We start from the raw sequence: 23,619 nt of genomic DNA, 5'->3' as shown, positions 1-23,619 counted from the left end.
TCAAAAAGAGCAGTCGAAAACCTATAACTCAATCAATCATACTGGTATGGCTGAACTAGATAGGTACATAAAAAAGGAAAAGACCTATTTCCGTCTTTTCCCTTTATTTTTTTTACTTTTCTTCTTTTTTGGTTCGCTTTGTTTTACTGGCTCCTCAGTTAGCAGTTCACCACCGAATAGATAAATTGGTGCGAGTTTCAGATCCAGCTTTTTAGCGATTTTCGTTAAATCTGATTTTTCTTGCGGGGTGACAAACGAAATCACGGTACCCGTTTCCCCCATTCGACCAACACGACCAGCCCGATGCAAATAACTCTCTTCGCTTAATGGTACATCGACATTTATCACAAACGGCAGATTCTCAATATCCAAACCACGACTTGCTAAATCCGTTGTCAAAAGCCCTAGAGCCTGATGTTTCTTGAACTGCTCAATCGCTTTTTTACGCAGCATCTTCGATTGATCAGAAGCAAGACCCACTATAGGCAAATGATGGAACCGTAGTTTCTCTTCCGCACTCCCCATATCACTTAATTGATTGAAAAAGATCATTCCCCAGAAAGCTGGCAAGTTTAGCAGACGCCGCAGTTGCTCAACTTTCTTTCGATCACTCGTTTCCAAATAAAAATGCTGCACATCGCCTTGGCTATCATCTTCTTTTGAGACATCTACAACTAACAATTCAGCTTCAAAACGGTGCAACTCCTCCAGCACAACATCCGCTGTCGCAGAAAAATATAAATGTTGCGCTTCGTTATCGCTGGCCTTCAAAATCTTTTGAATCAGCTGCAGACTTTGCCCTTGAATCAATTGATCAACTTCGTCAAAAACCAGTGTTCTGATAGTGGATGCTTTGATTTTCTTAGCCGTAATCAATTCCAAGACGCGACCGGGCGTACCGATCAGTAATTCTGGTTTTTTCTTTAAGGCTTCTTGTTGGCGTTTGACATTTGCGCCGCCGATTAAAGCTTGTACTTTCATACCTGAACCTGCCAGCCATTTACGAGCGACTTCAACGACCTGCATTGCTAATTCTTGTGATGACGTTAAAACGAGAATCTGGCTGGCCTTTCCAGCCTCAAGCTTATTGATCAAGGGTAATAAATAGGCCAGGGTCTTGCCGCTGCCAGTAGGAGCGATTCCAACTAAATTTTTCCCTTCCATTATCGGTGCATAAACCTCTGATTGGATTAATGCAGGCTTTGCAAAGCCCGCATCCTCCCAATTTTTTTTCAAAAATGGTACAAATTCTTGATTGTTCATAATTTCCTCTATTTCTCGTCGGCATCAAAAACGATGCCCGCACTTTTTCGCATATCATAAATCACTTGGTTTACATTCCGAGCCAACTCAACCCATTCTTCATAATCCGTCCCCAACTCGCGATCCGTTGGATTTAAGATTACTTTAGCAAACATATCGGCTTCCTCCATCATCGGGTTTTCCAATTGATGAACGGACAATTTTTCTCGTCGTTGATGATCACGATCATGGAAAACTGCCTCACTTATTGAATTTACTGCATTCATTACTAGAGTCCCATTCGTCAAATATATCTCTGACTGCTGAAAGCTGTCGCCGATTTTGCCTGTTCGAATCGTAACATCAAAGTTGTCATACCGCAATATACCCGTTCCGATCCCGTCAACACCTGTTGAGATTTTCTGTCCAAAGTAGAGACTTTCCTTCGGCATCCCAAACCAAGCTAACGCTGCATAAATTGGATAGACTCCTAAATCTGCTAATGCGCCGCCTGAAAAATGTGGAGAAAAGATGTTGGGTTCTTGACCATCTAAAACCTGATCGTAGCGTGAAGAGTATTTCATGAAGCTGAAATCCGCACCAATAATATGATCTTTAAAAGGCAGAAAATCAGCAACTGTTTTAAATGCTTTTTCATGAATATTACGAGCTGCTTCGAAGAAAAAGACTTTTTTCTGATTAGCTAGTTCAATGATCTCATCCATCTCTTTTGGTGTAGAGAAAGCTGGTTTTTCTACGATCACATTTTTTCCAGCTAAAATTCCTTGCTTTGCTTGTTCAAAATGCAGGCTGTTTGGTGAAGCGATATAAACGGTATTCAAATGTTCGATGCTAAAAAAGGTATCTAAATCCGTCGCGTATTCGACATCTCCATATTTTTCACCAAACTTTTGCGCCGTTTCTAATCGTCGCGAATAGACCGCCGCTAGCTGGTACTTGCCTGTTTCATGTGCCGCTTGCACAAATTGATCGGTAATCCAATTTGTTCCAATAATACCTAAATTAATCATGATTTTCCCGCCTTTCACTGATTTGGATCAATAAATTTTTGGTTCAAATCAAAGGGGACAGCCTCTTTGATTGAAATTGACTCCTGATCTACATCACAATTATACGCTAAAATCTGCACACCGTCTGTCTTGGCCTTTTCTACTGCCTCATAAAGCGCTGGCTGCATCTCACGGTGGATCGTAGCTGTTTGAATTGTCGGAAACTGAACAACGAATAAGACATAGCAGTGATACTCCATTGTTTGAGCCAATCGCAGTTCTTCTACGTGCTTTAAACCTCTTAACGTCGGAGCATCAGGAAATGCACCAATCTCATAATTTTCCAGCGTCATGCCTTTTACTTCAACGAACCCTTTTTCCTGCTGATCCGTTTCAAAGTAGATGTCGAATTTCGAACGTTCATACGTGTATTCACGCTTTAAATAATTGATTGAGCCTTTTAAACCAGGCAGTTTGATTTTGCCTGATAAGATTCCTTCAGCTGCCAATGCGTTTGGTATTTGTGAGTCGATGTTGATCCACATTTCGCCTTTTTTAACAGCAATCAGATCATAGGCCGTTTTTCGTTTGTCTGATGGCTGATGATTCACAGCCACTAAGGCATTGGGCAGTAACAATTCTTTGCTGCGCCCTGTATTTTTCACATGAGTAATGATTTCTTCCCCAGTGTTTAATAAACGGCAACGAGCAATAAAGCGATTGCTTCTCTCAATAAAAATAGCCAAGTAAATTGCAGAATACTTCATTTTTTATCAAAATCCTTCTATAAAAAGTTAAATAGTCCTTAAGCCTGATGGAAAGATGACAGACTTTATTATATAGTATAACAAAGCCTGTGTGAAAGGCGTTCAGTTTATTTTTAGAAAACTGATAGCCATTAATCAGGTAAGATGAGATTGGATTAGCTAAATGGTGAAAGGAGTTTTTTGATGAGATTGAAATGGCCTGTCTTCCTTAGTGCGACATCGCTCGGTGCAGCAGCAGTGAGTTCAAAATTTGTCCGCAAACGTGAAGTAAAGGACTTAAATAATATTTATGTCGGTTCTTGGGAGTTCACTCATCCGAAAGAACACAAACATCACACAATTACGATTTATCCTGATTTATCGATTATTTTAGATGGCTCAGCCATCATCTACCAGCTGATTGAATTAAGTGAACAAAAATTGGCGATCCAAGATCAATACGGTTATCATCTGTTGATCAAAACAAAAAATGGGACGCCAGACACACTCTATGATGAATTAGACGATGTATCGTTTCCCATCATTCCTGTAAAAAAATAAAAATAGGATGCCCGTTTTCCGGCATCCTATTTTTTATTGATGGATCAATGATCGTAGGATCTGATCCACCTTTTCAGCAGCTTTTCGGCCTTCACGAATTCCCCAAATCACAAGACTTGGACCGCGTCTGGCATCTCCTGCCACATAAACTTTTTCATTATTAGTCGTGTAGTCTTCATAAATCTCTTCAACCTCAAAAGCATCAAGCAGATTCTTCTCAGCGCCAGTGAAACCCATCGCTAGTAAAACTAAATCCGCCTTCAACGTTTTTTCAGTTCCCTTGATTGGCTGGAATTGATTGTCCACCTGTGTCGTTTCAATTGCGATAACTTGTCCTCGTTCAGCTCCAATAAAAGCAGTCGTCGAAGTCATATACGTGGTCAGTTCAGGATTATGCAAGGCACCTTCTTCTTGCCCATAGCCTTCTCGATTGATCATTGAGTATTCCGGCCATGGGTTTGATACTGTTCGACTTGCTGGAAGCTGCGGTGTAATTTCTAATTGTTTTACAGAAGCCGCACCTTGCCGAATCGCCGAGCCAATACAGTCATTTCCCGTATCTCCTCCGCCAATTACAACGACATGCTTACCTGCTAATTTTTGGTCGGCAACTTTTTTACCATGCTGTAAGACATCTTTCGTACAGTCAGTTAAGTAATCTACCGCAAATTGAATGCCGTGTAGCTCGCGGCCTTTGACCTTTAAATCTCGAGGAACACTTGCACCACTGGCAATAATTACCCGATCATAGCTTTCCTGCAGTTCGTCAGCAGTAATCTCTGTACCAACCTCTGTGTTTAAAACAAACGTAATCCCAACTTCTTCCATCACATTGATACGGCGCTGAACGATTTCTTTATCCAGCTTCATATTAGGAATTCCATACATCAATAAACCGCCGGCTCGATCGCTGCGCTCATAAACGGTAACTTGATGTCCCAGCTGGTTTAAGCGCCATGCTGCAGAAAGCCCCGCGGGACCAGATCCAATGATCGCTACTTTAAAGTCTGTCCGTTCTACTGGCAGCCCATCTGCTTTGACCCAATCATTTTCAAAGGCGTTATCAATGATGAATCGTTCATTGTCATGGATTGCCACCCCTGATCCATTCAGCCCTTCGGTACAAGACTTTTCACACGGTGCCGGACATACACGCCCAGTCATTTCCGGTAATGGATTGGTTTTCGCTAAACGATCAAAAGCATTTTTGAAGTCTCCACGATAAACAAAATCATTCCACTCAGGAATCAGATTATCATTAGGACACCCTGACACTGCTCGTTTTCCGCCATAGAAAATCCCTGTATGGCAAAATGGAATCCCACAGTTCATGCATCGAGCAGCTTGTTCTTGCCGCTCTTCTACACCAAGAGGGATCTGCAATTCTTCCCAATCGCCAATCCGTTCTTCGACTGGCCGATAAGGATTATCCTTTCGCGGGTATTTTAAAAATCCAAATGGATCTGCCATATTAGCCACGCTCCTTTCCAGCCGGTACTGTTTGTTCCCCGATCACTTCGATGAAGGCTTTTTCAATCAATTCTTCACCAGTCAAACCTGTCTTCGCTAATTCCTCTGTCACACGAACCATTTCATGATATTCCCTAGGATAGACTTTGACAAAATGCTTTTGTGCATTTTCCCAATCATTCAATAATTCAGCCGCCTTTAATGAGTCGGTATAAGCCAAGTGCTTCTCGATCATGTCTTTTAAGACCGAATCATCGCCAGCTTCGCCGAATTTGAAAAGCTCTACCATCTCCAGATTACATTTATCAGCAAAAGTACCTGTTGGATCATATACATATGCGACTCCGCCTGACATTCCAGCTGCGAAGTTGCGGCCAGTTGGCCCTAAAATGACGGCAACCCCACCTGTCATATATTCACAGCCATGATCCCCGACTCCTTCTACAACAACATTGGCCCCACTATTACGAACACAGAATCGTTCACCAGCTTTTCCGCGGAAGTAGCCTTCGCCACGATTCGCACCGAAGCAAACAACATTTCCAACGATCGGTGAATTTTCAACATCATAAGCAGCATCCTTCGGCGGTACGATAATCACACGACCCCCACTCAGTCCTTTTGCTACATAGTCATTGCCTTCGCCGATCAGCTTCAATTCCATCCCTTGTGTAATGAAGGAACCAAAGCTTTGTCCAGCAATTCCAGTATAGGTGTATCTGATCTGACCCGGCGTCAGTGCATAGTTGCCAAATCGCTCGGCAATCCAGCCACCCATTCGTGCACCGACTGTTCGATTGACATTATTGATTGGATAAGTCATCTCCACCTGTTCGCCATTTTTGATGGCTCCTTCGGCAAAATGATCCAATTCAGGCCACTCGCGTTTTTCTTTAAATGGATCCTCCGTTTTGCGTTCGATCCCGATGCTCGTTGATAAAATCCTTGAGAAGTCTAACGATTTCGCTTTGCCTTTTGCAATAAAACGCGGTTCTAAAACTTCCGTATGTCCGATCATTTCATCAATACTTCTAAAGCCCAACTCCGCCATGATCTCCCGCAGATCTTCCGCGATGAAATACATCATATTGATCAGATGCTCCGGCTTGCCAACAAAGAATTTACGTAATGCCGGATTTTGTGTTGCAACACCTACAGGGCAAGTATTTAAACTACAAACCCGCATCATCACACAGCCGATAGCAACCAAAGCTAGTGAAGCAAAACTATACTCTTCCGCTCCAAGTAAAATCGCCATCGCTACATCGCGCCCAGTCATTAATTTCCCATCTGTTTCCAAAGTCATCCGTTGACGTAAATTATTCATGGCTAATGTTTGATGTGCTTCTGCAACCCCCATCTCCCATGGCAGTCCCGCGTCACGAATCGAATTTCGCGGCGAAGCACCTGTTCCTCCGTCATAACCAGAAATCACGACAACGTCAGCCCCGGCCTTCACTACACCAGTAGCGATAGTGCCAACACCCGTACTAGAAACCAGCTTGACGTTGATCTTCGCGTAAGGATTAATTGCTTTTAAGTCATAGATCAATTGGGCTAAATCTTCGATTGAATAAATATCATGATGCGGCGGCGGTGAAATCAATCGCACGCCTGGTGTTGAACCGCGAATCTCAGCGACCCATGGGAAAACTTTATTCCCTGGTAATTGTCCACCTTCACCAGGTTTTGCTCCTTGGGCCATTTTTATCTGTAATTCTTCAGCACTCATTAAGTACTCAGCATTTACACCAAAACGTCCAGAAGCAACCTGTTTGATTTTACTGTTGTAGTTTTTCCCATCTGCTTGTGGCTTGAATCGTTTGCGGTTTTCTCCACCTTCACCACTGTTTGACTTTGCACCAATGCTGTTCATAGCTTCGGCGATACATTGGTGAGCTTCCTCACTTAGCGAACCGTAAGACATTGCTCCAACTTTAAAGCGTTTCACGATTTTGCTAGCAGGCTCTACCTCGGAAAGCTTCACCGCAGAACGCTCTTTTTTGAATTCCCATAACGCTCGTAGATTGGTTGGCTCCTCTAAGGCCTCCTGATTCATTTGCTCGACATAATGTTTGAACAATTGATAATCACCCGCGCGGACCGCTTGTTGGAAATTGTAAATAGTCTTCGGGTTGAACAAATGGTGCTCGCCATCAGCTTTGTATTGAAAGCTTCCGCCTGAAGCCAACAAATCATTCTGCTGCGGCCCATAGGCCAAATGGTGTCGCTGCAAATATTCTTCCTCAATTTGATGCAAGGATAGTCCACCGATTCGACTCGCTGTTCCTGTGAAATATTTTTCTGTCACAGGCTGACTGATTCCCACGACCTCAAATAACTGCGCGCCATGATAACCGGCAATTGTCGAGATTCCCATCCGCGACATGACTTTCACGATTCCCTTTTCAGCAGCTTTCCGATAATTTTCCAAGCCATTTTCAATCTTGAAATCATTCAAGGTCGCATAAGCTCCATAAGGATGGATTCCGCTGGCTCCATAACCGATCAAAGTCGCAAAATGATGAACTTCGCAAACCTCTGCAGAATCAACGACAATACTAGCTAATGACGCTTTTCCTTTTCGTACTAAGTAATTATGCAGACCGGATACAGCTAACAAAATTGGCATCGCCATTTTTGCTTTTTCTGAGCCGCGATCACTTAGAATCAGGATCGTACAGTCATTATCAATTGCTGATTCGGCCTCTTTAAACATTTGCTCCAGCCCATCTTCTAAAGCATTGCCGCCGCCGATTGGATATAGTGTTGAGATTGTCACAGTTTTTTGTTCTTTGGTACTTAATTGAGCAATCTTTAGAAAATCCGCACTACTAAGCACAGGACTTTTGATCTTCAATTTCTGGCAATTATGCGCATCGTCCACTCGAATATCACCATCACGCCCTAAGAACATCTCTGTTCCAATAACCAATTGTTCACGGATCGCATCGATCGGTGGATTGGTTACTTGGGCAAATTGCTGTTTGAAATAGGTGAATAATGATTGTGGCTGATCACTCAAGACGGCTAACGGTGAATCATAGCCCATCGAAAGAACAGGTTCTTCTCCTTTTTCAGCCATCTGTAATAACGCGCCGCGAATGATTTCATCGGTATAACCATTCAGCTTCCACATTCTTTGCAATTCTTTTTCGGTCAGTCTAGCTTCTTCTTTATTTATTTCAGCAAGCTGCGATAGATCAATGCGGTTTTCAGCCAGCCACTCTTTATAGGAATGAGCTTTTGCATACTTTTCTTTAATCTCTTGATTGCGATAAAATTTTCCATTGACGGTATCAACTAAGATCATATTTGCTGGTCCCAGCACACCTTTTTCAATGACAGATGATGGTGCAAAATCAACAACTCCTGATTCTGAGGCTACTTGAACAAAGCCGTCCTTCGTAATTGAGTAGCGAGAAGGACGCAAGCCGTTGCGATCCAAGGTTGCCCCCACCATTTCACCGTCCGTAAAACATAGTGCCGCAGGTCCATCCCACGGTGCCATGAAGCTGGCATTGTATTCTTGAAAAGCAGTCATCTCTTCACCCAGACCGGCCTCTTCTGACCAAGCCTCCGGCACCATCATCATCAATGCGTGAGGAATATCACGACCATTGCGATACAAGTATTCCATACAATTTTCCAGCTTGGCCGAGTCTGAATCTTCCTCGTTATATACCTCGATGCCATGACTCTTCATCCAATTTTCTGAACCGCGCAGCGTATTGATTTCTCCATTGTGAGCTAAAAAACGGAAAGGCTGTGCCCGATCCCAGCTTGGAAACGTATTTGTAGAAAATCGTGAATGCACAACTGCGATACTTGCCGCAAAATCTTCATCCTGTAAGTCATCATAAAAAATTCCAACCTGATAAGCATGTAACATACCTTTATAAACGATTGTTTTGCTGGATAAGCTGCAAATAGCCATTTCTCCTGCATGGTAGGTTTTTTCTAGCTTACGACGCAAACGGTACAGGCGGTCTTCAAAATCGCGATCCGTTTGTACCTCTAATGGCCGCTTTATGAATAACTGCACAAAACTAGGCATAACTTTTTGTGCACCTGGTCCGCAGTTCTCATATTGAAACGGTACGTCTCGCTGCCAAAGAACTAAATAACCAGCAGCTTCAATCTCCTTCACGAGTGCTTGCTGCAAACCATTTTTATGCTTTTCCTCTGCTGGTAAAAAGAACATGCCTGTAGCATATTGCCCACGTTCAGGCAAAGTTATCCCTGCTGCGTTTGCTTCTCGTTGGAAAAACTTGTCTGGAATCGTTGCTAGAATACCTGCACCGTCACCAGTTTCGGGTTCTGCTCCAGTTCCCCCTCGATGGTTCATCCGTTCCAACATCGTTAATGCATGCTTTACTAATTGATGTGAAGCTTTCCCTTCCATCTGAGCAATAAAGCCCATACCACATGCATCCTTTTCAAATGAGGGATCATACATGGTCGGGGCTTCTGTTACTTGTTGCTTTGTCATAGACATCATCCTTTAAATAGTTTGACAATTCTCATTTATTTTTAATATACTACCTTTTTTTAAAAAGATAGGCAAGTGTTCTTAGAATTTTTTTTTAATTACCTTTGTTATTCAGGGGTTGATACTTTAAAAAGAAAAGACCAATCAAATGGAAAAAACAAAATTTATTTGGTAAACTTAATCTGATATGCTTCGTTATGAAAGGATGAACATCAATGACACCAAATCGCGAAGATTACTTAAAATTAATATTAGAATTAGGTGGCGATAAAGAAAAAGTTAGCAATAAAAAAATCGTTGCTGGTTTGTCCATTTCCGGAGCTTCTGTCAGCGAGATGATAAATAAACTAGTAAAAGAAGGCTTAGTTGAACACTCTCCTTACCAAGGCGTTCAGTTGACACCGGCTGGTTTAGAAAAAGCCAGCACTCTTGTTCGTAAACATCGTTTATGGGAAGTTTTTCTAGTTGATCATCTTGGCTATTCATGGAATGAAGTCCATGATGAAGCAGAAGTATTAGAGCATGTGACATCCTCACAATTAGAACAAAAGTTAGATAATTATCTGAATCATCCAACCTTTTGTCCCCATGGCGGAATGATTCCGCAGCAAGATCAAACCGTCCACGAGAAAGATCGTCAGACATTGGCAAGCTACCCAGAAGGGACCAATGTTCGAATCGCACGTGTTTTGGATGAGAAGGATCTACTTGATTACTTGATGGATCTTGGTGTTAACATTCACGAAGAATACACGATTACCAATATTGCGGCCTATGAAGGCCCCGTTACTTTGGAAAATAGTCAAAAAAAAGTTTCCATCAGCTACAAAGCCGCATCCACAATATTTGTTGACGCTTTATAAAGATAAGTACCCCTTTTTTCTGCGCTATGGATGATAAATTGATCAAAATCAAATCACCGATCCAACTTTTTGCAGTTATGACAGGATAAGTGATAAACTTTTTAGTTGAATGGCTATAAAAATCATTTTCCACTTGTAAATTGAATACATTACTTTGAATTAGGAGTGAACCATATGGAACAAGCAGCACTATTTACCATCTTTGGTGGAACTGGCGACCTGGCGCAGCGGAAACTTTATCCCTCGTTGTTTCGCCTATATAAAAAAGGAAATTTAGCAGAGCATTTTGCTGTAATCGGTACCGCAAGACGACCATGGAGCGACGACCACTATCGTGAGATCGTTCGTGATACTATCAAAGATTTGGCACCAACCGATGAAGAAGCACAAGATTTCTCTAATCACTTTTACTATTTATCACACAATGTCAATGATACAGATCATTATGATCAGCTAAAAGTATTGGCTGACGAGTTAGACGAAAAATATGGCTTACAGGGAAACCGGATATATTACTTAGCTATGGCACCTCAGTTTTTCGGTACGATCGTCAACCATCTGAAATCACAAGAAATTTTGACGACGACTGGCTATAACCGTTTAGTGATCGAAAAACCATTCGGCTTTGATTACGATTCTGCCAATGAGCTGAATAATCAAATCCGAAATGTTTTCCCTGAACAAGATATTTTCAGGATCGATCATTACTTAGGGAAAGAAATGATTCAAAATATTTCCGTGATTCGTTTCGCCAATAATATCTTCGAATCCCTTTGGAACAACCGTTATATCGAAAATGTACAGATTACTTTTTCTGAAGCACTCGGTGTAGAAGACCGCGGTGGATACTATGAACATAGCGGTGCACTAAAAGATATGGTACAAAATCACATCTTGCAGGTCGTTGCTTTATTAGCAATGGAAGTGCCAACCTCTTTCTCGAATAAATCGATTCGTGAAGAAAAAGTAAAAGTTTTACAGGCGATCCGTCGATACGATTCAGAAGAAGTCTTGCAAAATTTCGTTCGAGGTCAATATGACACGGGAACGTTAGATGATAAAAATTTTGTTGCTTACCATGATGAGCCAAATGTGGCCAAAGATTCACTAATGGAGACTTTTGTTGCCGGAAAATTCTTGATCGATAATTTCCGTTGGTCAGGTGTTCCCTTCTATGTTCGGACAGGTAAACGAATGACAGAAAAAGGAACACGTATTAATATCGTCTTTAAACAAGTTCCTGTGAACGTCTTTAATTTCGAACAGGAAGAAGCTGACGGAGAAGAATTACCGCAAAACATTTTGACTATTTATATTCAGCCAACAGAAGGCTTTTCTTTAACTTTAAACGGGAAGAAAATCGGGCAAGGTTTCAATACTGATCCTGTAAAATTAGACTTCCGTCAAAGTGCTGAAGTAACTGAAAATAGTCCTGAAGCTTATGAAAAATTATTACTGGACGCTTTAAATGGCGATGGTACTAACTTTTCGCATTGGGATGAAGTGGCCAACTCATGGGAAATCGTTGATCGTATCCGTAATACATGGGATCAAACCACTCCTGGTTTCCCCAATTATGCAGCTGGAACAATGGGACCACAATGTGCTTTCGATTTGCTAGCTAAGAACGGACACGAGTGGGCCTGGCAGCCAGACCAATGGTATCGTGAACGTGGAAAATTAGATTAAACGTCAAAAAGCTGAGAGTATTCTCAGCTTTTTTATATTAGAAAAGCTTTACGAACTCTCTCAGCTTTTGAACACCAAGTAGGTACTGGATGGTTCGTCAAGCCGGACACCGTTAAAGCGGTTGATTCATTGTTTTTACTTCTTGATTTTTTATGCTTTCTTTAAGAGATGGGGAAAAAAACACGTACCGAATTATCGATACGTGTTTCTTCTATATTATTCCAATCCTTCAGAAACTGCTTCTGGATAATTTTCTTCAACGATATGGGCACATGAGGCACATAATGTTGGTAGTTTTTCATCTTCGCCGACTGTCGTGCGAACCTGACGACAACGGTCACAAACTTCGCCTTCTGCTTTTTCCACTAAGATCGCTGCATCATCAAAGCTCATAGCATTAGATGGAGCGGCCTCTTTCGAAATACTAAATGAATCAGGTGATACGATCAATAATTGAGCAAGATCAGCATCTAAAGCTGTCAGCAATGCTCCGACCTGTTCATTTGGATAGATCGTAACTTTTGCTTCCAGAGATTTACCGATGACTTTTTCATTGCGGGCTTCTTCTAAAGCCTTCAATACTTTATCACGGAAGTCCATGAACGCTTTCCATGTATCCAACAATTCAGCTTGATTAGGATATTCTTCATAGCCTGGCAATTCAGCCAATTGAACATATTCCTCTTCTTCCTTCAAGTATGTCCAAATTTCTTCTGTAGTATGAGGAATGATCGGTGTCAATAATTTCGTTAATGCAACCGCTGCTTGATAGAAAACAGTTTGCATACAACGACGTTCATAGCTGTCTTCTGCTTGGATATAAACAACATCTTTCGCAAAATCCAAGTAGAAGGAAGACAAATCAACCGTCAAGAAATTCACGATCGTTTTATAAATTTGTGTGAAGTCATACTTTTCGTATCCATCTTCACGAACCGCTTTGATTACTTCATTTAAGCGAACAAGCATATACTTATCAACTGAACGCAATTCCTCATAAGCAACCGCGTGCTTAGCTGGCTCAAAATCATTCGTATTTGCTAATAAGAACCGCATTGTATTCCGGATCTTACGATAAACTTCTGAAACTTGATTCAAGATATCCATGGATACTCGAACATCTGCCTCATAGTCTACACTGCTAACCCATAGACGTAAGATATCCGCACCCATTTGATTAATTACTTTTCCAGGTACGATCGTGTTGCCTAGAGATTTACTCATTTTGCGACCTTCCCCATCTAGAGTAAATCCTTGAGAGAGAACAGATTTATAAGGCGCAACACCATTGATAGCAACACTTGTGGTAATACTTGAGTTGAACCAGCCACGATATTGGTCAGAGCCTTCCAAATACATATCAGCTGGGAACGTTAGATTTTGACGTTGACGTAACACCGCTTCGTGAGAAGAGCCTGAGTCAAACCAAACGTCCATGATATCTGTCTCTTTAGTAAATTTTCCATTTGGCGAACTTGGATGAGTAAAGCCTTCTGGCAATAAATCTTTCGCTTCACGTTCGAACCAGATATTTGAACCATGTTCTGCGAATAATTGTGCAACATGTTCTGTCGTTTCTGGCGTGATGATTGGTTCACCATCTTCACCATAGAAAATTGGTAATGGTACACCCCACGCACGTTGACGAGAAATTACCCAGTCACCGCGGTCTCGGATCATATTGTACAGACGTGTTTTCCCCCAAGGAATAATCCAATCTACCTTTTCGATTTCGTCTAAGATATCTTGACGGAATTTATCAATCGAAGCAAACCATTGTGGTGTTGCACGATAAATGATCGGTTTCTTTGTTCGCCAATCATGCGGATAGCTATGCATGAAGAATTCTAATTTTAACAATGCGCCTTTTTCCTTCAGTAGGTCGGTCACCATCGCATTCGCTTTATCATAGAAGACACCTTCAAAGCCAGGTGCTTCGGCTGTCATCACACCCCGATCATCCACTGGAGAAATAATGTCATTGCGATATTTTTTCCAAGCGAAGTAGTCATCTTCACCATGTGCCGGTGATGTATGAACAAGTCCTGTACCAGCTTCTAAAGTAACATGATCGCCTAAAATCACTAATGATTCACGATCATAAAAAGGATGCTGTGCAGTCATATATTCAAAATCTTTTCCTGGAACCTCTTTAATAACTTTAGGTTCTGTCCAATCTAATTCCTTCGAAACAGAATCCAAAAGGTCTTTAGCCACTACATATTTTTTTCCAGCCTCTTCAACTACGACATACATATAGTCCTTGTTAATAGAAATCGCCTGATTTGCTGGCAAGGTCCATGGTGTTGTCGTCCAAATAATGAAGGATGTATCCGTATCTAAAATTCCTTTGCCATCTTTAACCTTAAACGCAACAAAAATTGAAGGAGATTTAACATCTTTGTACTCAACTTCCGCCTCAGCCAAAGAAGACTCACTTGATGGAGACCAATAGATTGGTTTCAAGCCTTTATAGATGTAGCCTTTTTCCGCCATTTTACCAAACACACGAATTTCAGCTGCTTCATAATCTGGTGTCAGCGTGATGTAAGGATTGTCCCATTCGCCTGCGATACCCAAACGCTTGAAATCATCCCGTTGCTTATCCACCTGTGATAAAGCATACTCCTCACATTTTTTACGGTATTCCGCCATCGTCATTTCTTTTCGTTTGATTCCTTTGTTGGTAAGAACTTGTTCGATTGGCAGTCCATGTGTATCCCAACCAGGTACATAAGGGGCGCGGAAACCAGACATTGATTTTGAACGTACGATAATGTCTTTACTAATTTTATTTAACGCATGTCCGATATGGATATTGCCATTGGCATATGGCGGTCCATCATGTAAAACAAAGGTTGGTTTGCCTTCGTTCAATTTTTGACGTTTTTCGTAAATATTATTTTCTTCCCATTCCTTTTCCCATTGAGCTTCACGATTAGGTAAATTACCGCGCATTGGGAAACCAGTTTTTCCAAGTTGAAGGGTTTCTTTTGTCTTCACTATTGATCGTCTCCTTTATTATTTGTAAGTTATTCCTGATTAGAAAATCACCATCAGAGGAAATACTGTTTGTTCATCTACGTTTTTAGCATTTGACGATTTGATCCGAATGACCGCTCTCTCTATAAATCAGAGGACCATGTCAAAAGAACGAAAAAATCGTGTTCGCATATCTATATTTTTTCCTATTCCATTGAAGCATGGAGAAAAAATGACAAAAAAACAAGCGCATCCGCAAAGGGACGAGCTTGTCGTGGTACCACCCAAAATTTGAAACTTAAAGTTTCCTCTGATCATTGTTAACGTAATGACACGTCGATTGCTACTAATCGTTCACAATCGAATAATCTAGAGGATCTTTCTCATTAGAGGGTCTGCCGAACTTTCACTATCAACGGCTCGCTATAAGAATCTAATCAGCTTTTCTGTTCTAGAGTGATTAATTTTCGTCTGATTTAATTAATTCAGGAATATCAATCGTTAATCCCATGTCTTCCTCTTGAGGTTCGGGGGTAATGATTGGTTCATCTGAGTCTACTGCAATCTCAGCATCATTGTCAAGTTCATTGGCCAAAACTTCTCTCAAAACTTCATGACCATCACCAACGTATGAAGACATTGGTTTCAATACTTCTTCCCAGTCGCCGCTGCGTGCTTGATCGATTTGAGTTTCTAACAATAATAGTAATTGTTGATGGAAAACACGTGTCTTCTTCTTCAAATCATTTGTTTCGGCAGCCAGTTGACGGGCTTTAGACGTAGCATCTGTTAATATTTCTTTCGCCTTGTCTTCAGCAGTCGTTGTTAATAGGTTTGCTTTTTGCATAGCATTAGAAATTAGTTCATCCGCACGGTTTTGTGCAGAAGTAACGATTACTTCAGATTCCTTGCTTGCAGAAGATTTAACCTTGTCAGCTGTATCTTGAGCCACAACGATCGATTGATTCAAAGCTTCTTTCAATTCATTGAAGTATTCCAATTTTTCTTCTGAATGCTTCAATGCTTTTTCTAATTCACGATTCTTTGCAATACTGTCCTCGTAATCACGAACAATCATATCTAAGAAATCATCGACTTCATCTTGGTTATAGCCACGCATTTTGGTGGAGAAATTCTTATTTTGGATATCTAATGGAGTTAATGCCATTTTTTTGTTCACCTCATAAATTTTATTTTCGTAAAACGCCTAAGCGTAAACGGAATTTTTCTTTCTTTGTTTTTCCCTCTAAGCCCTGAATTTGAATTCGACCAAATCCACGGACTGAAACGACATCTAATAAATCAAGTAAATAATCTGGACGTTCATTGACCGTCCAGTTGACCTTTACCTTACTGGCTTCAACTAACTGTTTGGAACGCTGTCTGGAAATATTATAAACCGTTGAAATAATTGCATCCAATCGCATCGAAGTCGCTGTAGTCGTTTCTTCGATCCAACTATCTTTAGGGATAATGATATCCGTGTATGGACGTTCCTCTAAATGAACGGTTACACGACCAATTTTAGTTACCTGATTTACGATATAGCTAGCAGATTCTTTAGCTAAAAAAATTTGCCAGCGATCACCATCAGAAATAATATCACCAAAATAGTCGCGTTTGATTCCTGCATTCATTAAAGTTCCCAGAATTTTTCCATGCGACAGCTCCGTAAACTTCTGCGGATAATTTATCTCAATCATCACAAGCTCAAAGTCATCAATTTGCGGTTCATAATAATCCGGATAAATCATGCAGCGACATCGTTCAGCATGTTCATAGCCGCCATAAAAAGAAAATTTCAATTCGCTGTTTTCACGAATCAAGGTTTCTAAAATATACGCTTGGCGCGGATCTAAAAAATTCGTCAAATAAGGAGCGTACTGGCTTTCGACTTGTTCCAACCAATCGCCAACACCGTCAACAAATGGATGCTCTTCTGGTCTAAAATGTTGATAGACATTCGCATTCATATTGCCACCTCCTTAATAGATAATACTGATCAGAATTTTTTGTAAAACCTCCATCGCAATATTTAATGCAAAAATCGCTGCCATCACTGAAAAATCGATTCCGCCGAATTGTAAAGGTAAGCGTCGAAACAAATCAAGAAACGGCTCACAAATCCGGCCTAAAAGTTGTCCAAACTTAGACTGATAGGCTCCTGGAAACCATGACATCAACGCATAAACAACTAAAAGGATCGTATAGAGATAAACTAAACGATTTAAATAGTAAAAAAGTGTAATAAGTAGATTCAACTAAGCGGCTCCTTTACATTCCTAATCCATAAATATCTTCATCAACCATAGAACTCAATGTAGAATTCGCAATCTCAACGTTTGTTGGTGTGCATAAAAACATTTCATTACCAACACGTTTGATATCACCATCAATCATAAATACTGCGCCAGTTAAAAAATCCACTACGCGACGCGCTTTCATCTCATCTAAAGATTGGAAGTTAATCAAGACCACTTCACCTTGCCCTACACGTTTTGCAATTGTCATAGCTTCGTTGTAGGCTTTTGGTTCAACCACAGAAATACGGTCTTTCTTTTTTTCTTCCATTCTTGGTGCAAGTCGTTGTGCCCTACTAGTATTGTTTGGCATTGAAACAACTTTTTCGCTTTTCTTGGGCATGCTTTCTGCCTTTTTCATAACAGCTTCAGCTCGTCGATTAGTTTGAATCTCAACAGCTGGCTGTACTCTTTCTTGTACTTTCTTTTGTGTTCTTTCTTTTGGTCGTTCTTGTTTTTGATATGTGGAACGTGCCGTTACGCGTTCCTTTTTAGGCGCGCTTTGTGGGCGGCTAACCTGCTTCTTTGGGGCAGGTGCTTTTTCTTCATACATATCATCATCTGCTAAACCAAAAAAATCAGTGATCTTTGCAAGACTAATTCCCATTAACTTTACCTAACCTTTCCTAAATAGTGCCGTTCCGATGCGAACAAATGTGGCACCTTCTTCAATTGCCGTTTTGAAGTCTTGGCTCATTCCCATGCTTAATTCTGTACATGGCGCATACTGCAAGTTTTGTTCTTTCACACTTTCTTGAAGTTTTTTCAGAGTAGAAAAAATAGCTTGAGCTTCTTGCTGATCTGCCTCATAAGGAGCCATCGTCATCAAACCAATCACGTGTATTTTATCTAAACCTTCCAATTCTTTGATAAAGGAATAAAGCTCTGCTGGACTGATGCCATGCTTCGATTCCTCCCCAGAGATATTTACTTCAACGAAACAATTTATTTGATGTTCTGCACGTTTTTGAATTTCTTGTGCCAAACGCAAACTATCTAATGCATGAAAGTAGTCAATTTCATTTATAATTAATTTTACCTTGCGGCGCTGTAAATTACCAATAAGATGCCATTTAATATGTTGATGCTGTGAAAGACTTTGCTTTTTCTCCAGTAATTTGTCTACTCGATTTTCTGCTAAATCCGAAACGCCTAATTCAACGAGTTCATTTGCTGTATTGGAGTCGACACTCTTGGTCACCGCAACCATAGTAATCTCCTGTGGGTTACGTGAAACAAGAGCACACGACTCCTGAATTTCTTGCTCGATTTTATGCAAGTTTTCAGCGATCATGTGCTCTCCCCCTTTTATTTTCTACGGCGAAAGAATGGTGGTGTATCTAGTTCTTCGTCTTTTTCAGGTTTTACTTCTTCACGATTGAATGTCTCGAATTCTTTCTTTTCGATATTATCAAATTGCGTTTCTTCAACTTTTGGTCGAATATTTTCTTCTTTTCGAATATCCCATTCACCAAATGCAGATTGACCTTCGTTGTTTCTTGCAGGCTCAATATCTAAGTTTTGTTTTTGTGGAACTGATTGGATTTGGCTAGCACGTTGTGTGTTACGAGTAGCCTTACGCTCCTTTTTTGTTGGATCAATTCCAGTCGCAATTACTGTAACGCGAATTTCATCGCCTAATTCTTCGCTGATTGATGTACCTAAAATAATATTCACATCACCTGTTGCTGCACTTGCAACAATATCAGAAGCATCTTGTGCTTCGAATAAAGTCATGTCTAAACCACCTGTGATATTTAACAACACCTGTTCCGCTCCATCAATAGATGTTTCTAATAATGGAGAAGAGATCGCTTTTTTCGTTGCTTCAACTACACGATCTTCACCGCTGGCAACACCGATACCCATCAAGGCAGTCCCTTGATTGGCCATCACTGTTTTCACATCAGCAAAGTCTAAGTTCACGTATCCAGGAGCTGTGATCAAGTCTGAGATTCCTTGAACCCCTTGACGTAAAACATTATCTGCTTCACGGAAGGCTTCAAGCATCGGAGTTTTCTTGTCGACAACTTCAAGTAAACGATTATTTGAGATAATCAATAATGTATCCACATTTTCTTTTAATAAGGATATACCTTCTGCCGCAAAGCGACCACGTTTAGGTCCTTCAAAGCTGAACGGACGGGTAACAACGCCGACTGTTAAGGCACCAAGTTCTTTAGCAATTTTTGCAACGATCGGAGCAGCACCTGTACCTGTGCCGCCGCCCATACCAGCAGTAATGAAGACCATATCCGCGCCTTCTAATGCATCTTGGATTGCTTGTTCACTTTCTTCTGCTGATTTTTGACCAACTTCAGGCTGTGACCCAGCACCTAAACCACGTGTGTATTTAGGGCCTAATTGAATAACTGTTTCTGCTTTTGAATTTTTAAGAGCTTGTACATCAGTGTTTGACGCAATGAATTCCACGCCTTTGACGTTTTCCTCGATCATCCGGTTGATAGCATTGCCACCGCCGCCGCCAACACCGATAACTTTAATAACCGCACCTTCGTTAATATTGTTATCTATTGAGAATTCCATATTTTCTATTCCTCCTACAAATTAGTCAAAAATATTAGAGAAGAAGTCTTTAATCTTCCCGGTAACTTTTTCTTCATTTTTTGGTTTTGTTTCTTCTTCGTAATCATTCGCTGCTTCGTAATCGTCATATACAGGTGCCGTAGAAACAGCATTTGGTTGTGGTGAAGCAGATAAAGATACCTTTTCCCCTGTTACAGCCGATTTTGCCAAATGATAAACATCGCTTAATTCGGCTGAGTAATTGACGATACTAATGACATTTGTAAAGACTGGATTTCTCAAACCCATTTGATTTGGCACGTGCAGTTTTACTGTCGTTCCAAAAATATCTTCAGCCAAGTCAACAACACCTGGCAAGCTTGCTGCACCACCGGTCAGTACAACACCGCCTGGTAAATCAAGTGCTTCGATTTCATCTAGTGCTTCTTTGGCTTTACGGAAAATCTGTTCTAAACGTGCTTCAATAATCTCAGCAAGATAGCGTTCATCAACTTTAACTGGATCAGTTTTTCCAATCACATCAACCGGGAAATCTTCATCCGCTGATGTTCTGCTTGGGTATGCATCTCCATAATTGATTTTTAACGCCTCTGCATTGTTGAATGACGTATTTAGAACAATCGAAATATCCTTAGTAACAAACTCTCCGCCCTCTTGATCCACGTGAGTGAATTTTAGTTGCTTGTCGTGCATAACTGAGGTCGTTGTTTGCCCGCCACCCATATCAATTACGATCGTACCAAAATCTTTTTCGCCATCAGATAGGATAGACTCAGTTAAGGCTAAGGAAGTGATTACTGTTTCAGCAACAGTTAATCCCGCTTTTTCAACACATTTTGTAATGTTATGAATGATGGTCTTAGGTCCTGTAAATACTAATCCGAACATTTCAAGACGAACACCAATCATTCCTCGTGGATCTTTGATTCCTTCAAAACCATCAACGGTAAATTCTTGAGGCAATAGTGCAACTATTTGTCTTTCAGGAGGAACCGAACGAACCATTGCTGCTGAAGCGACATTACGAACATCATCATCCATAATCTCTTTTGATTCATTATTCACAGCAATCATACCCTGACAAGGCTCAACTTCTAATAAGTTGGCAGGCAGTCCTACGCTGACACTTTTAATCTGAATCCCAGCTTTTTCCTCGGCCTGTTTTACTGCTCGTTGAATCGCCTGTACTGTTTTATCGATGTCTACGATAATCCCACGATTGATTCCTTCTGATTTTGCGTTTCCAACACCAATGATATTCATTTGGCTATCGATGTACTCGGCTACAACAACTTTTATCGATGTTGTCCCGATATCAAGGCCTACATACATTCCTGCTTTTGCCATGAATGGGATTCCCTCCTATTTTCAAATAAATGCTTTATTCAGATTTTATATTTTAAGTTACTGTTAAGCATGAAATATAATTTTTTGCAAGTAATTCACTGCCTTCAATTTTAACACATTTTGCCCAGAATGAAAAAGAAGATTCAACATTTTCTTGTAATAAATTTAATCATTTCCAACTGGCGTTTCAGATTGATCTATTGAGTCTTGTGTCGAATCCTCCGTAGCCGAATTTTCATTATAAGGATAGCTGTATATTCCTGCTTCCATATCGACTACACCTTTGATCTCCTTATCATTCATTTCCTTAGCGATCTGAGGATAATATTTCATTTTACTTCCTAAATCCCTGATGCTTATTAAAACCTTATTCCCATCATTCATGAAAATTTCCAATAATTCTTTATTTTCACTTGTAGGGGCATATTTTATCTGAGAAATACCCTGTTTGACTTCTTCGGTTAACTTTTTATAGCCTTCTAAAACTTTTAAGATTCTTTTTGAGCCAGTAAAGTTTTCTAAAATAGGCAACTCGCCATCACTTTTCTCAACTTCGATCGGAATGATCTTTCCGTTTGATATCACAGGAGAATATTTTCCATTACTTTCCAAATAAGCAACTTCCGGATATTCCTTAACCTGAACCTCGAAATGATTGAAACCATCAATATGGACTTCGGCATTTTCAATTTGAAGCTCTTGTCTCTTTAAATTTTTCACATTATCTTTGCGATCGAAATATTGACTCCACAGATTATCCCCAACAGTAAAATTGAGTTCTTTCTTTATTATCTCCGCCGAAATTTTTTCATTACCTTTTACACTCACTCCACCTAACTTACCTAAGGGTGATATGTAATACAATAGTAATATTGCGGGAATCGAAAATAACCCAATTAAAATCGACGATCGTCGTACGAGACGTCGATTTCGTTCATGTTTAATATTTGGCAGTCGCTCTAAAAAAGAGCCGTTTTTTGGTCCTTTGACAGGTTCTTCTTCATCTTTCTCCGCACCATTTTCAGCAGTTGGCAAATCCTCAAAATCCGTCTCTTCATTTTTATCATCAGCAGGTTCACTAGTGTTTGATATCTCTACCAATTGTTCAGAAGTATTAGACGGTATTTCAGGTTCGCCATTTTCAAGAGCCTTTTGTTTCAGATACTCCATATTTGCCAATTGCCAAGGAGTTAAATTTTCCTGCTTCGGCTTATCTTCTTGTTCTTTATTTTCTTCTGGAAACTCTTCACGACTAATGATCCTCACCTCCTAAAATTATTTGACGATTTCGTTGACCAGCAGCCACAGGCGCTCTGCTGCATCTGGTATGCCTTCTTGACGTGATGCTTTCGCCATTATCTCTCTTTTTTCCGAATCTTTCATGATCTCATCTACTGCATTCACTAAATTTTCACCCGTCAAATCAGCATCTGCAATCATTCTGACAGCACCCGCGTTCACAAGGCTTTGAGCATTTTTGGTTTGATGATCATTCGTCACATAAGGACTCGGAATTAAAATAGCCGGCAAACCTAAAGCAGTGAATTCTGCAATTGACGTTGCTCCAGCACGCCCAATCAATAAATCAACATTAGCCATAACATCTGTCATATTTTTAATATACGGTTGAAGCGAAAGATTGCGACTAATTTTTCCTACATCAAATTTTTCTGATATCTCGTTATAATAACGATCACCTGATGCATATAACACTTGATATTCTTTTTGAGAAAATTGTGGTAACGCCTGAATAACTGCTTGGTTTATTTTAAGCGCACCTTGACTGCCTCCAAAAATCAGAACGGTAGGAACATCAGGCAACAAACCGTACTGCTCTAAAACATCTGATTTACCGCTAGTCGCAACCTCTTGTGCTCGTGGATTTCCTACCAAAACGGTTTTAGCTTCTGGAAAATATTGTTTCGCATCAGGAAAACAGATACCTATTTTATCAGCAAAACGACTTAAAAACTTATTCGTAATCCCTGGAACGCTATTTTGTTCATGAACAATCGTCGGTATTTTCATCCTAGCCGCTGCATATACCACTGATCCAGAGACATACCCCCCGGTTCCAATTACAACATCAGGTTGGAACTCTCGCAAGATTTCCTTTGAGCGTCTGATGCTCTCAATGAAGAGTTGAACTGTTTTTAAATTATCAAGCGAAAGTTTCCGTTTGAATCCCTGAATTTTGATCGTTTTAAAAGAGATGCCTGTTTCAGGCACGATTTTATTTTCCAATCCCCGATGTGTTCCAACATATAGAAATTCAGAATCAGGTTGGATTTTTTGGACGTAGCGGATGAATGCTAAGGCTGGATAAATATGTCCGCCCGTGCCACCGCCTGTAACAAGTATTCTCATTTC

18 protein-coding genes are annotated in these 23,619 nt (G+C 40.5%); 3 read left to right on the top strand and 15 right to left on the bottom strand.

Annotated elements, in window-relative coordinates; all coding sequences use genetic code 11:
- Nucleotides 1-84: 84 nt before the first annotated feature.
- The 3 genes from IGI67_RS00610 to sfsA are packed head-to-tail and all read right to left on the bottom strand — an operon-like array spanning nt 85 to nt 3,019.
- Complete coding sequence (locus tag IGI67_RS00610) at nt 85-1,263, bottom strand: DEAD/DEAH box helicase (RefSeq protein WP_429956434.1); 1,179 nt, start codon at nt 1,261-1,263, stop codon at nt 85-87.
- An 8-nt stretch (nt 1,264-1,271) separates the two neighbouring features.
- A complete protein-coding gene (locus IGI67_RS00605) occupies nt 1,272-2,273 on the bottom strand; it encodes a Gfo/Idh/MocA family protein (protein ID WP_429956433.1) in 1,002 nt (333 codons plus the stop codon).
- 14 nt (nt 2,274-2,287) lie between these two features.
- Nucleotides 2,288-3,019: a DNA/RNA nuclease SfsA gene (gene sfsA / locus IGI67_RS00600; RefSeq protein ID WP_429956432.1), complete on the bottom strand. Its 732-nt coding sequence runs from the start codon at nt 3,017-3,019 to the stop codon at nt 2,288-2,290.
- 183 nt (nt 3,020-3,202) lie between these two features.
- Here sfsA and IGI67_RS00595 point away from each other — a divergent pair, with 183 nt between their 5' ends.
- Complete coding sequence (locus tag IGI67_RS00595) at nt 3,203-3,559, top strand: DUF4828 domain-containing protein (RefSeq protein WP_207108578.1); 357 nt, start codon at nt 3,203-3,205, stop codon at nt 3,557-3,559.
- Between the two features lie 33 nt (nt 3,560-3,592).
- On the opposite strand, the gene IGI67_RS00590 is transcribed toward IGI67_RS00595, so the two are convergent.
- The gene (locus IGI67_RS00590; RefSeq protein WP_429956431.1) at nt 3,593-5,029 is read right to left on the bottom strand and encodes a glutamate synthase subunit beta; all 1,437 of its coding nucleotides are present in this window, start codon (nt 5,027-5,029) and stop codon (nt 3,593-3,595) included.
- Between the two features lies 1 nt (nt 5,030).
- Nucleotides 5,031-9,527, bottom strand: coding sequence for a glutamate synthase large subunit (gene gltB, locus IGI67_RS00585; protein WP_429956430.1), 4,497 nt, complete (start codon nt 9,525-9,527; stop codon nt 5,031-5,033).
- 209 nt (nt 9,528-9,736) lie between these two features.
- On the opposite strand from gltB, the gene IGI67_RS00580 reads away from it, so the two are divergent.
- Nucleotides 9,737-10,384 carry a metal-dependent transcriptional regulator gene (locus tag IGI67_RS00580; RefSeq protein ID WP_207108575.1) on the top strand — a complete coding sequence of 216 codons (648 nt, stop codon included), beginning with the start codon at nt 9,737-9,739 and terminating at the stop codon, nt 10,382-10,384.
- Nucleotides 10,385-10,558: 174 nt separating this feature from the next.
- Nucleotides 10,559-12,073 carry a glucose-6-phosphate dehydrogenase gene (gene zwf / locus IGI67_RS00575; RefSeq protein WP_207108574.1) on the top strand — a complete coding sequence of 505 codons (1,515 nt, stop codon included), beginning with the start codon at nt 10,559-10,561 and terminating at the stop codon, nt 12,071-12,073.
- Between the two features lie 216 nt (nt 12,074-12,289).
- Here zwf and ileS read toward each other — a convergent pair whose 3' ends face one another.
- From ileS to murG, 10 genes are all read right to left on the bottom strand, one after another.
- Nucleotides 12,290-15,076, bottom strand: a complete 2,787-nt coding sequence (gene ileS, locus IGI67_RS00570; RefSeq protein ID WP_429956429.1) for an isoleucine--tRNA ligase — start codon at nt 15,074-15,076, stop codon at nt 12,290-12,292.
- A gap of 439 nt (nt 15,077-15,515) precedes the next feature.
- A complete protein-coding gene (locus tag IGI67_RS00565) occupies nt 15,516-16,223 on the bottom strand; it encodes a DivIVA domain-containing protein (RefSeq protein WP_207108572.1) in 708 nt (235 codons plus the stop codon).
- Nucleotides 16,224-16,245: 22 nt separating this feature from the next.
- Nucleotides 16,246-17,028: an RNA-binding protein gene (locus tag IGI67_RS00560; RefSeq protein WP_207108571.1), complete on the bottom strand. Its 783-nt coding sequence runs from the start codon at nt 17,026-17,028 to the stop codon at nt 16,246-16,248.
- Nucleotides 17,029-17,040: 12 nt separating this feature from the next.
- Nucleotides 17,041-17,316 carry a YggT family protein gene (locus IGI67_RS00555; RefSeq protein ID WP_207108570.1) on the bottom strand — a complete coding sequence of 92 codons (276 nt, stop codon included), beginning with the start codon at nt 17,314-17,316 and terminating at the stop codon, nt 17,041-17,043.
- Between the two features lie 13 nt (nt 17,317-17,329).
- The gene (locus IGI67_RS00550; RefSeq protein ID WP_207108569.1) at nt 17,330-17,962 is read right to left on the bottom strand and encodes a cell division protein SepF; all 633 of its coding nucleotides are present in this window, start codon (nt 17,960-17,962) and stop codon (nt 17,330-17,332) included.
- A gap of 9 nt (nt 17,963-17,971) precedes the next feature.
- The gene (locus tag IGI67_RS00545; protein WP_429956428.1) at nt 17,972-18,649 is read right to left on the bottom strand and encodes a YggS family pyridoxal phosphate-dependent enzyme; all 678 of its coding nucleotides are present in this window, start codon (nt 18,647-18,649) and stop codon (nt 17,972-17,974) included.
- 14 nt (nt 18,650-18,663) lie between these two features.
- On the bottom strand, nt 18,664-19,902 hold the full coding sequence (ftsZ, locus tag IGI67_RS00540; RefSeq protein WP_207108567.1) for a cell division protein FtsZ: 1,239 nt from the start codon (nt 19,900-19,902) through the stop codon (nt 18,664-18,666).
- A 21-nt stretch (nt 19,903-19,923) separates the two neighbouring features.
- On the bottom strand, nt 19,924-21,249 hold the full coding sequence (gene ftsA, locus IGI67_RS00535) for a cell division protein FtsA (protein ID WP_207108566.1): 1,326 nt from the start codon (nt 21,247-21,249) through the stop codon (nt 19,924-19,926).
- Nucleotides 21,250-21,414: 165 nt separating this feature from the next.
- Complete coding sequence (locus IGI67_RS00530; RefSeq protein WP_429956427.1) at nt 21,415-22,515, bottom strand: cell division protein FtsQ/DivIB; 1,101 nt, start codon at nt 22,513-22,515, stop codon at nt 21,415-21,417.
- A gap of 9 nt (nt 22,516-22,524) precedes the next feature.
- On the bottom strand, nt 22,525-23,616 hold the full coding sequence (murG, locus tag IGI67_RS00525) for an undecaprenyldiphospho-muramoylpentapeptide beta-N-acetylglucosaminyltransferase (protein WP_429956426.1): 1,092 nt from the start codon (nt 23,614-23,616) through the stop codon (nt 22,525-22,527).
- Nucleotides 23,617-23,619 lie beyond the last annotated feature (3 nt).

Source organism: Enterococcus sp. AZ196 (assembly GCF_050498845.1).
Taxonomy (GTDB): Bacteria; Bacillota; Bacilli; order Lactobacillales; family Enterococcaceae; genus Enterococcus_A; species Enterococcus_A murrayae.
The sequence above is the reverse complement of the archived record's forward strand: the minus strand, read 5'-3'. Positions and strand labels throughout refer to the sequence as shown.

What these genes read in the sequence shown, in the direction of transcription:
- IGI67_RS00610 (WP_429956434.1), bottom strand. Translation starts at nt 1,263, where the DNA reads ATGAACAATCAAGAATTTGTACCATTTTTGAAAAAAAATTGGGAGGAT.
- IGI67_RS00605 (WP_429956433.1), bottom strand. Translation starts at nt 2,273, where the DNA reads ATGATTAATTTAGGTATTATTGGAACAAATTGGATTACCGATCAATTT.
- sfsA (WP_429956432.1), bottom strand. Translation starts at nt 3,019, where the DNA reads ATGAAGTATTCTGCAATTTACTTGGCTATTTTTATTGAGAGAAGCAAT.
- IGI67_RS00595 (WP_207108578.1), top strand. Translation starts at nt 3,203, where the DNA reads ATGAGATTGAAATGGCCTGTCTTCCTTAGTGCGACATCGCTCGGTGCA.
- IGI67_RS00590 (WP_429956431.1), bottom strand. Translation starts at nt 5,029, where the DNA reads ATGGCAGATCCATTTGGATTTTTAAAATACCCGCGAAAGGATAATCCT.
- gltB (WP_429956430.1), bottom strand. Translation starts at nt 9,527, where the DNA reads ATGTCTATGACAAAGCAACAAGTAACAGAAGCCCCGACCATGTATGAT.
- IGI67_RS00580 (WP_207108575.1), top strand. Translation starts at nt 9,737, where the DNA reads ATGACACCAAATCGCGAAGATTACTTAAAATTAATATTAGAATTAGGT.
- zwf (WP_207108574.1), top strand. Translation starts at nt 10,559, where the DNA reads ATGGAACAAGCAGCACTATTTACCATCTTTGGTGGAACTGGCGACCTG.
- IGI67_RS00565 (WP_207108572.1), bottom strand. Translation starts at nt 16,223, where the DNA reads ATGGCATTAACTCCATTAGATATCCAAAATAAGAATTTCTCCACCAAA.
- IGI67_RS00560 (WP_207108571.1), bottom strand. Translation starts at nt 17,028, where the DNA reads ATGAATGCGAATGTCTATCAACATTTTAGACCAGAAGAGCATCCATTT.
- IGI67_RS00550 (WP_207108569.1), bottom strand. Translation starts at nt 17,962, where the DNA reads ATGGGAATTAGTCTTGCAAAGATCACTGATTTTTTTGGTTTAGCAGAT.
- IGI67_RS00545 (WP_429956428.1), bottom strand. Translation starts at nt 18,649, where the DNA reads ATGATCGCTGAAAACTTGCATAAAATCGAGCAAGAAATTCAGGAGTCG.
- ftsZ (WP_207108567.1), bottom strand. Translation starts at nt 19,902, where the DNA reads ATGGAATTCTCAATAGATAACAATATTAACGAAGGTGCGGTTATTAAA.
- ftsA (WP_207108566.1), bottom strand. Translation starts at nt 21,249, where the DNA reads ATGGCAAAAGCAGGAATGTATGTAGGCCTTGATATCGGGACAACATCG.
- murG (WP_429956426.1), bottom strand. Translation starts at nt 23,616, where the DNA reads ATGAGAATACTTGTTACAGGCGGTGGCACGGGCGGACATATTTATCCA.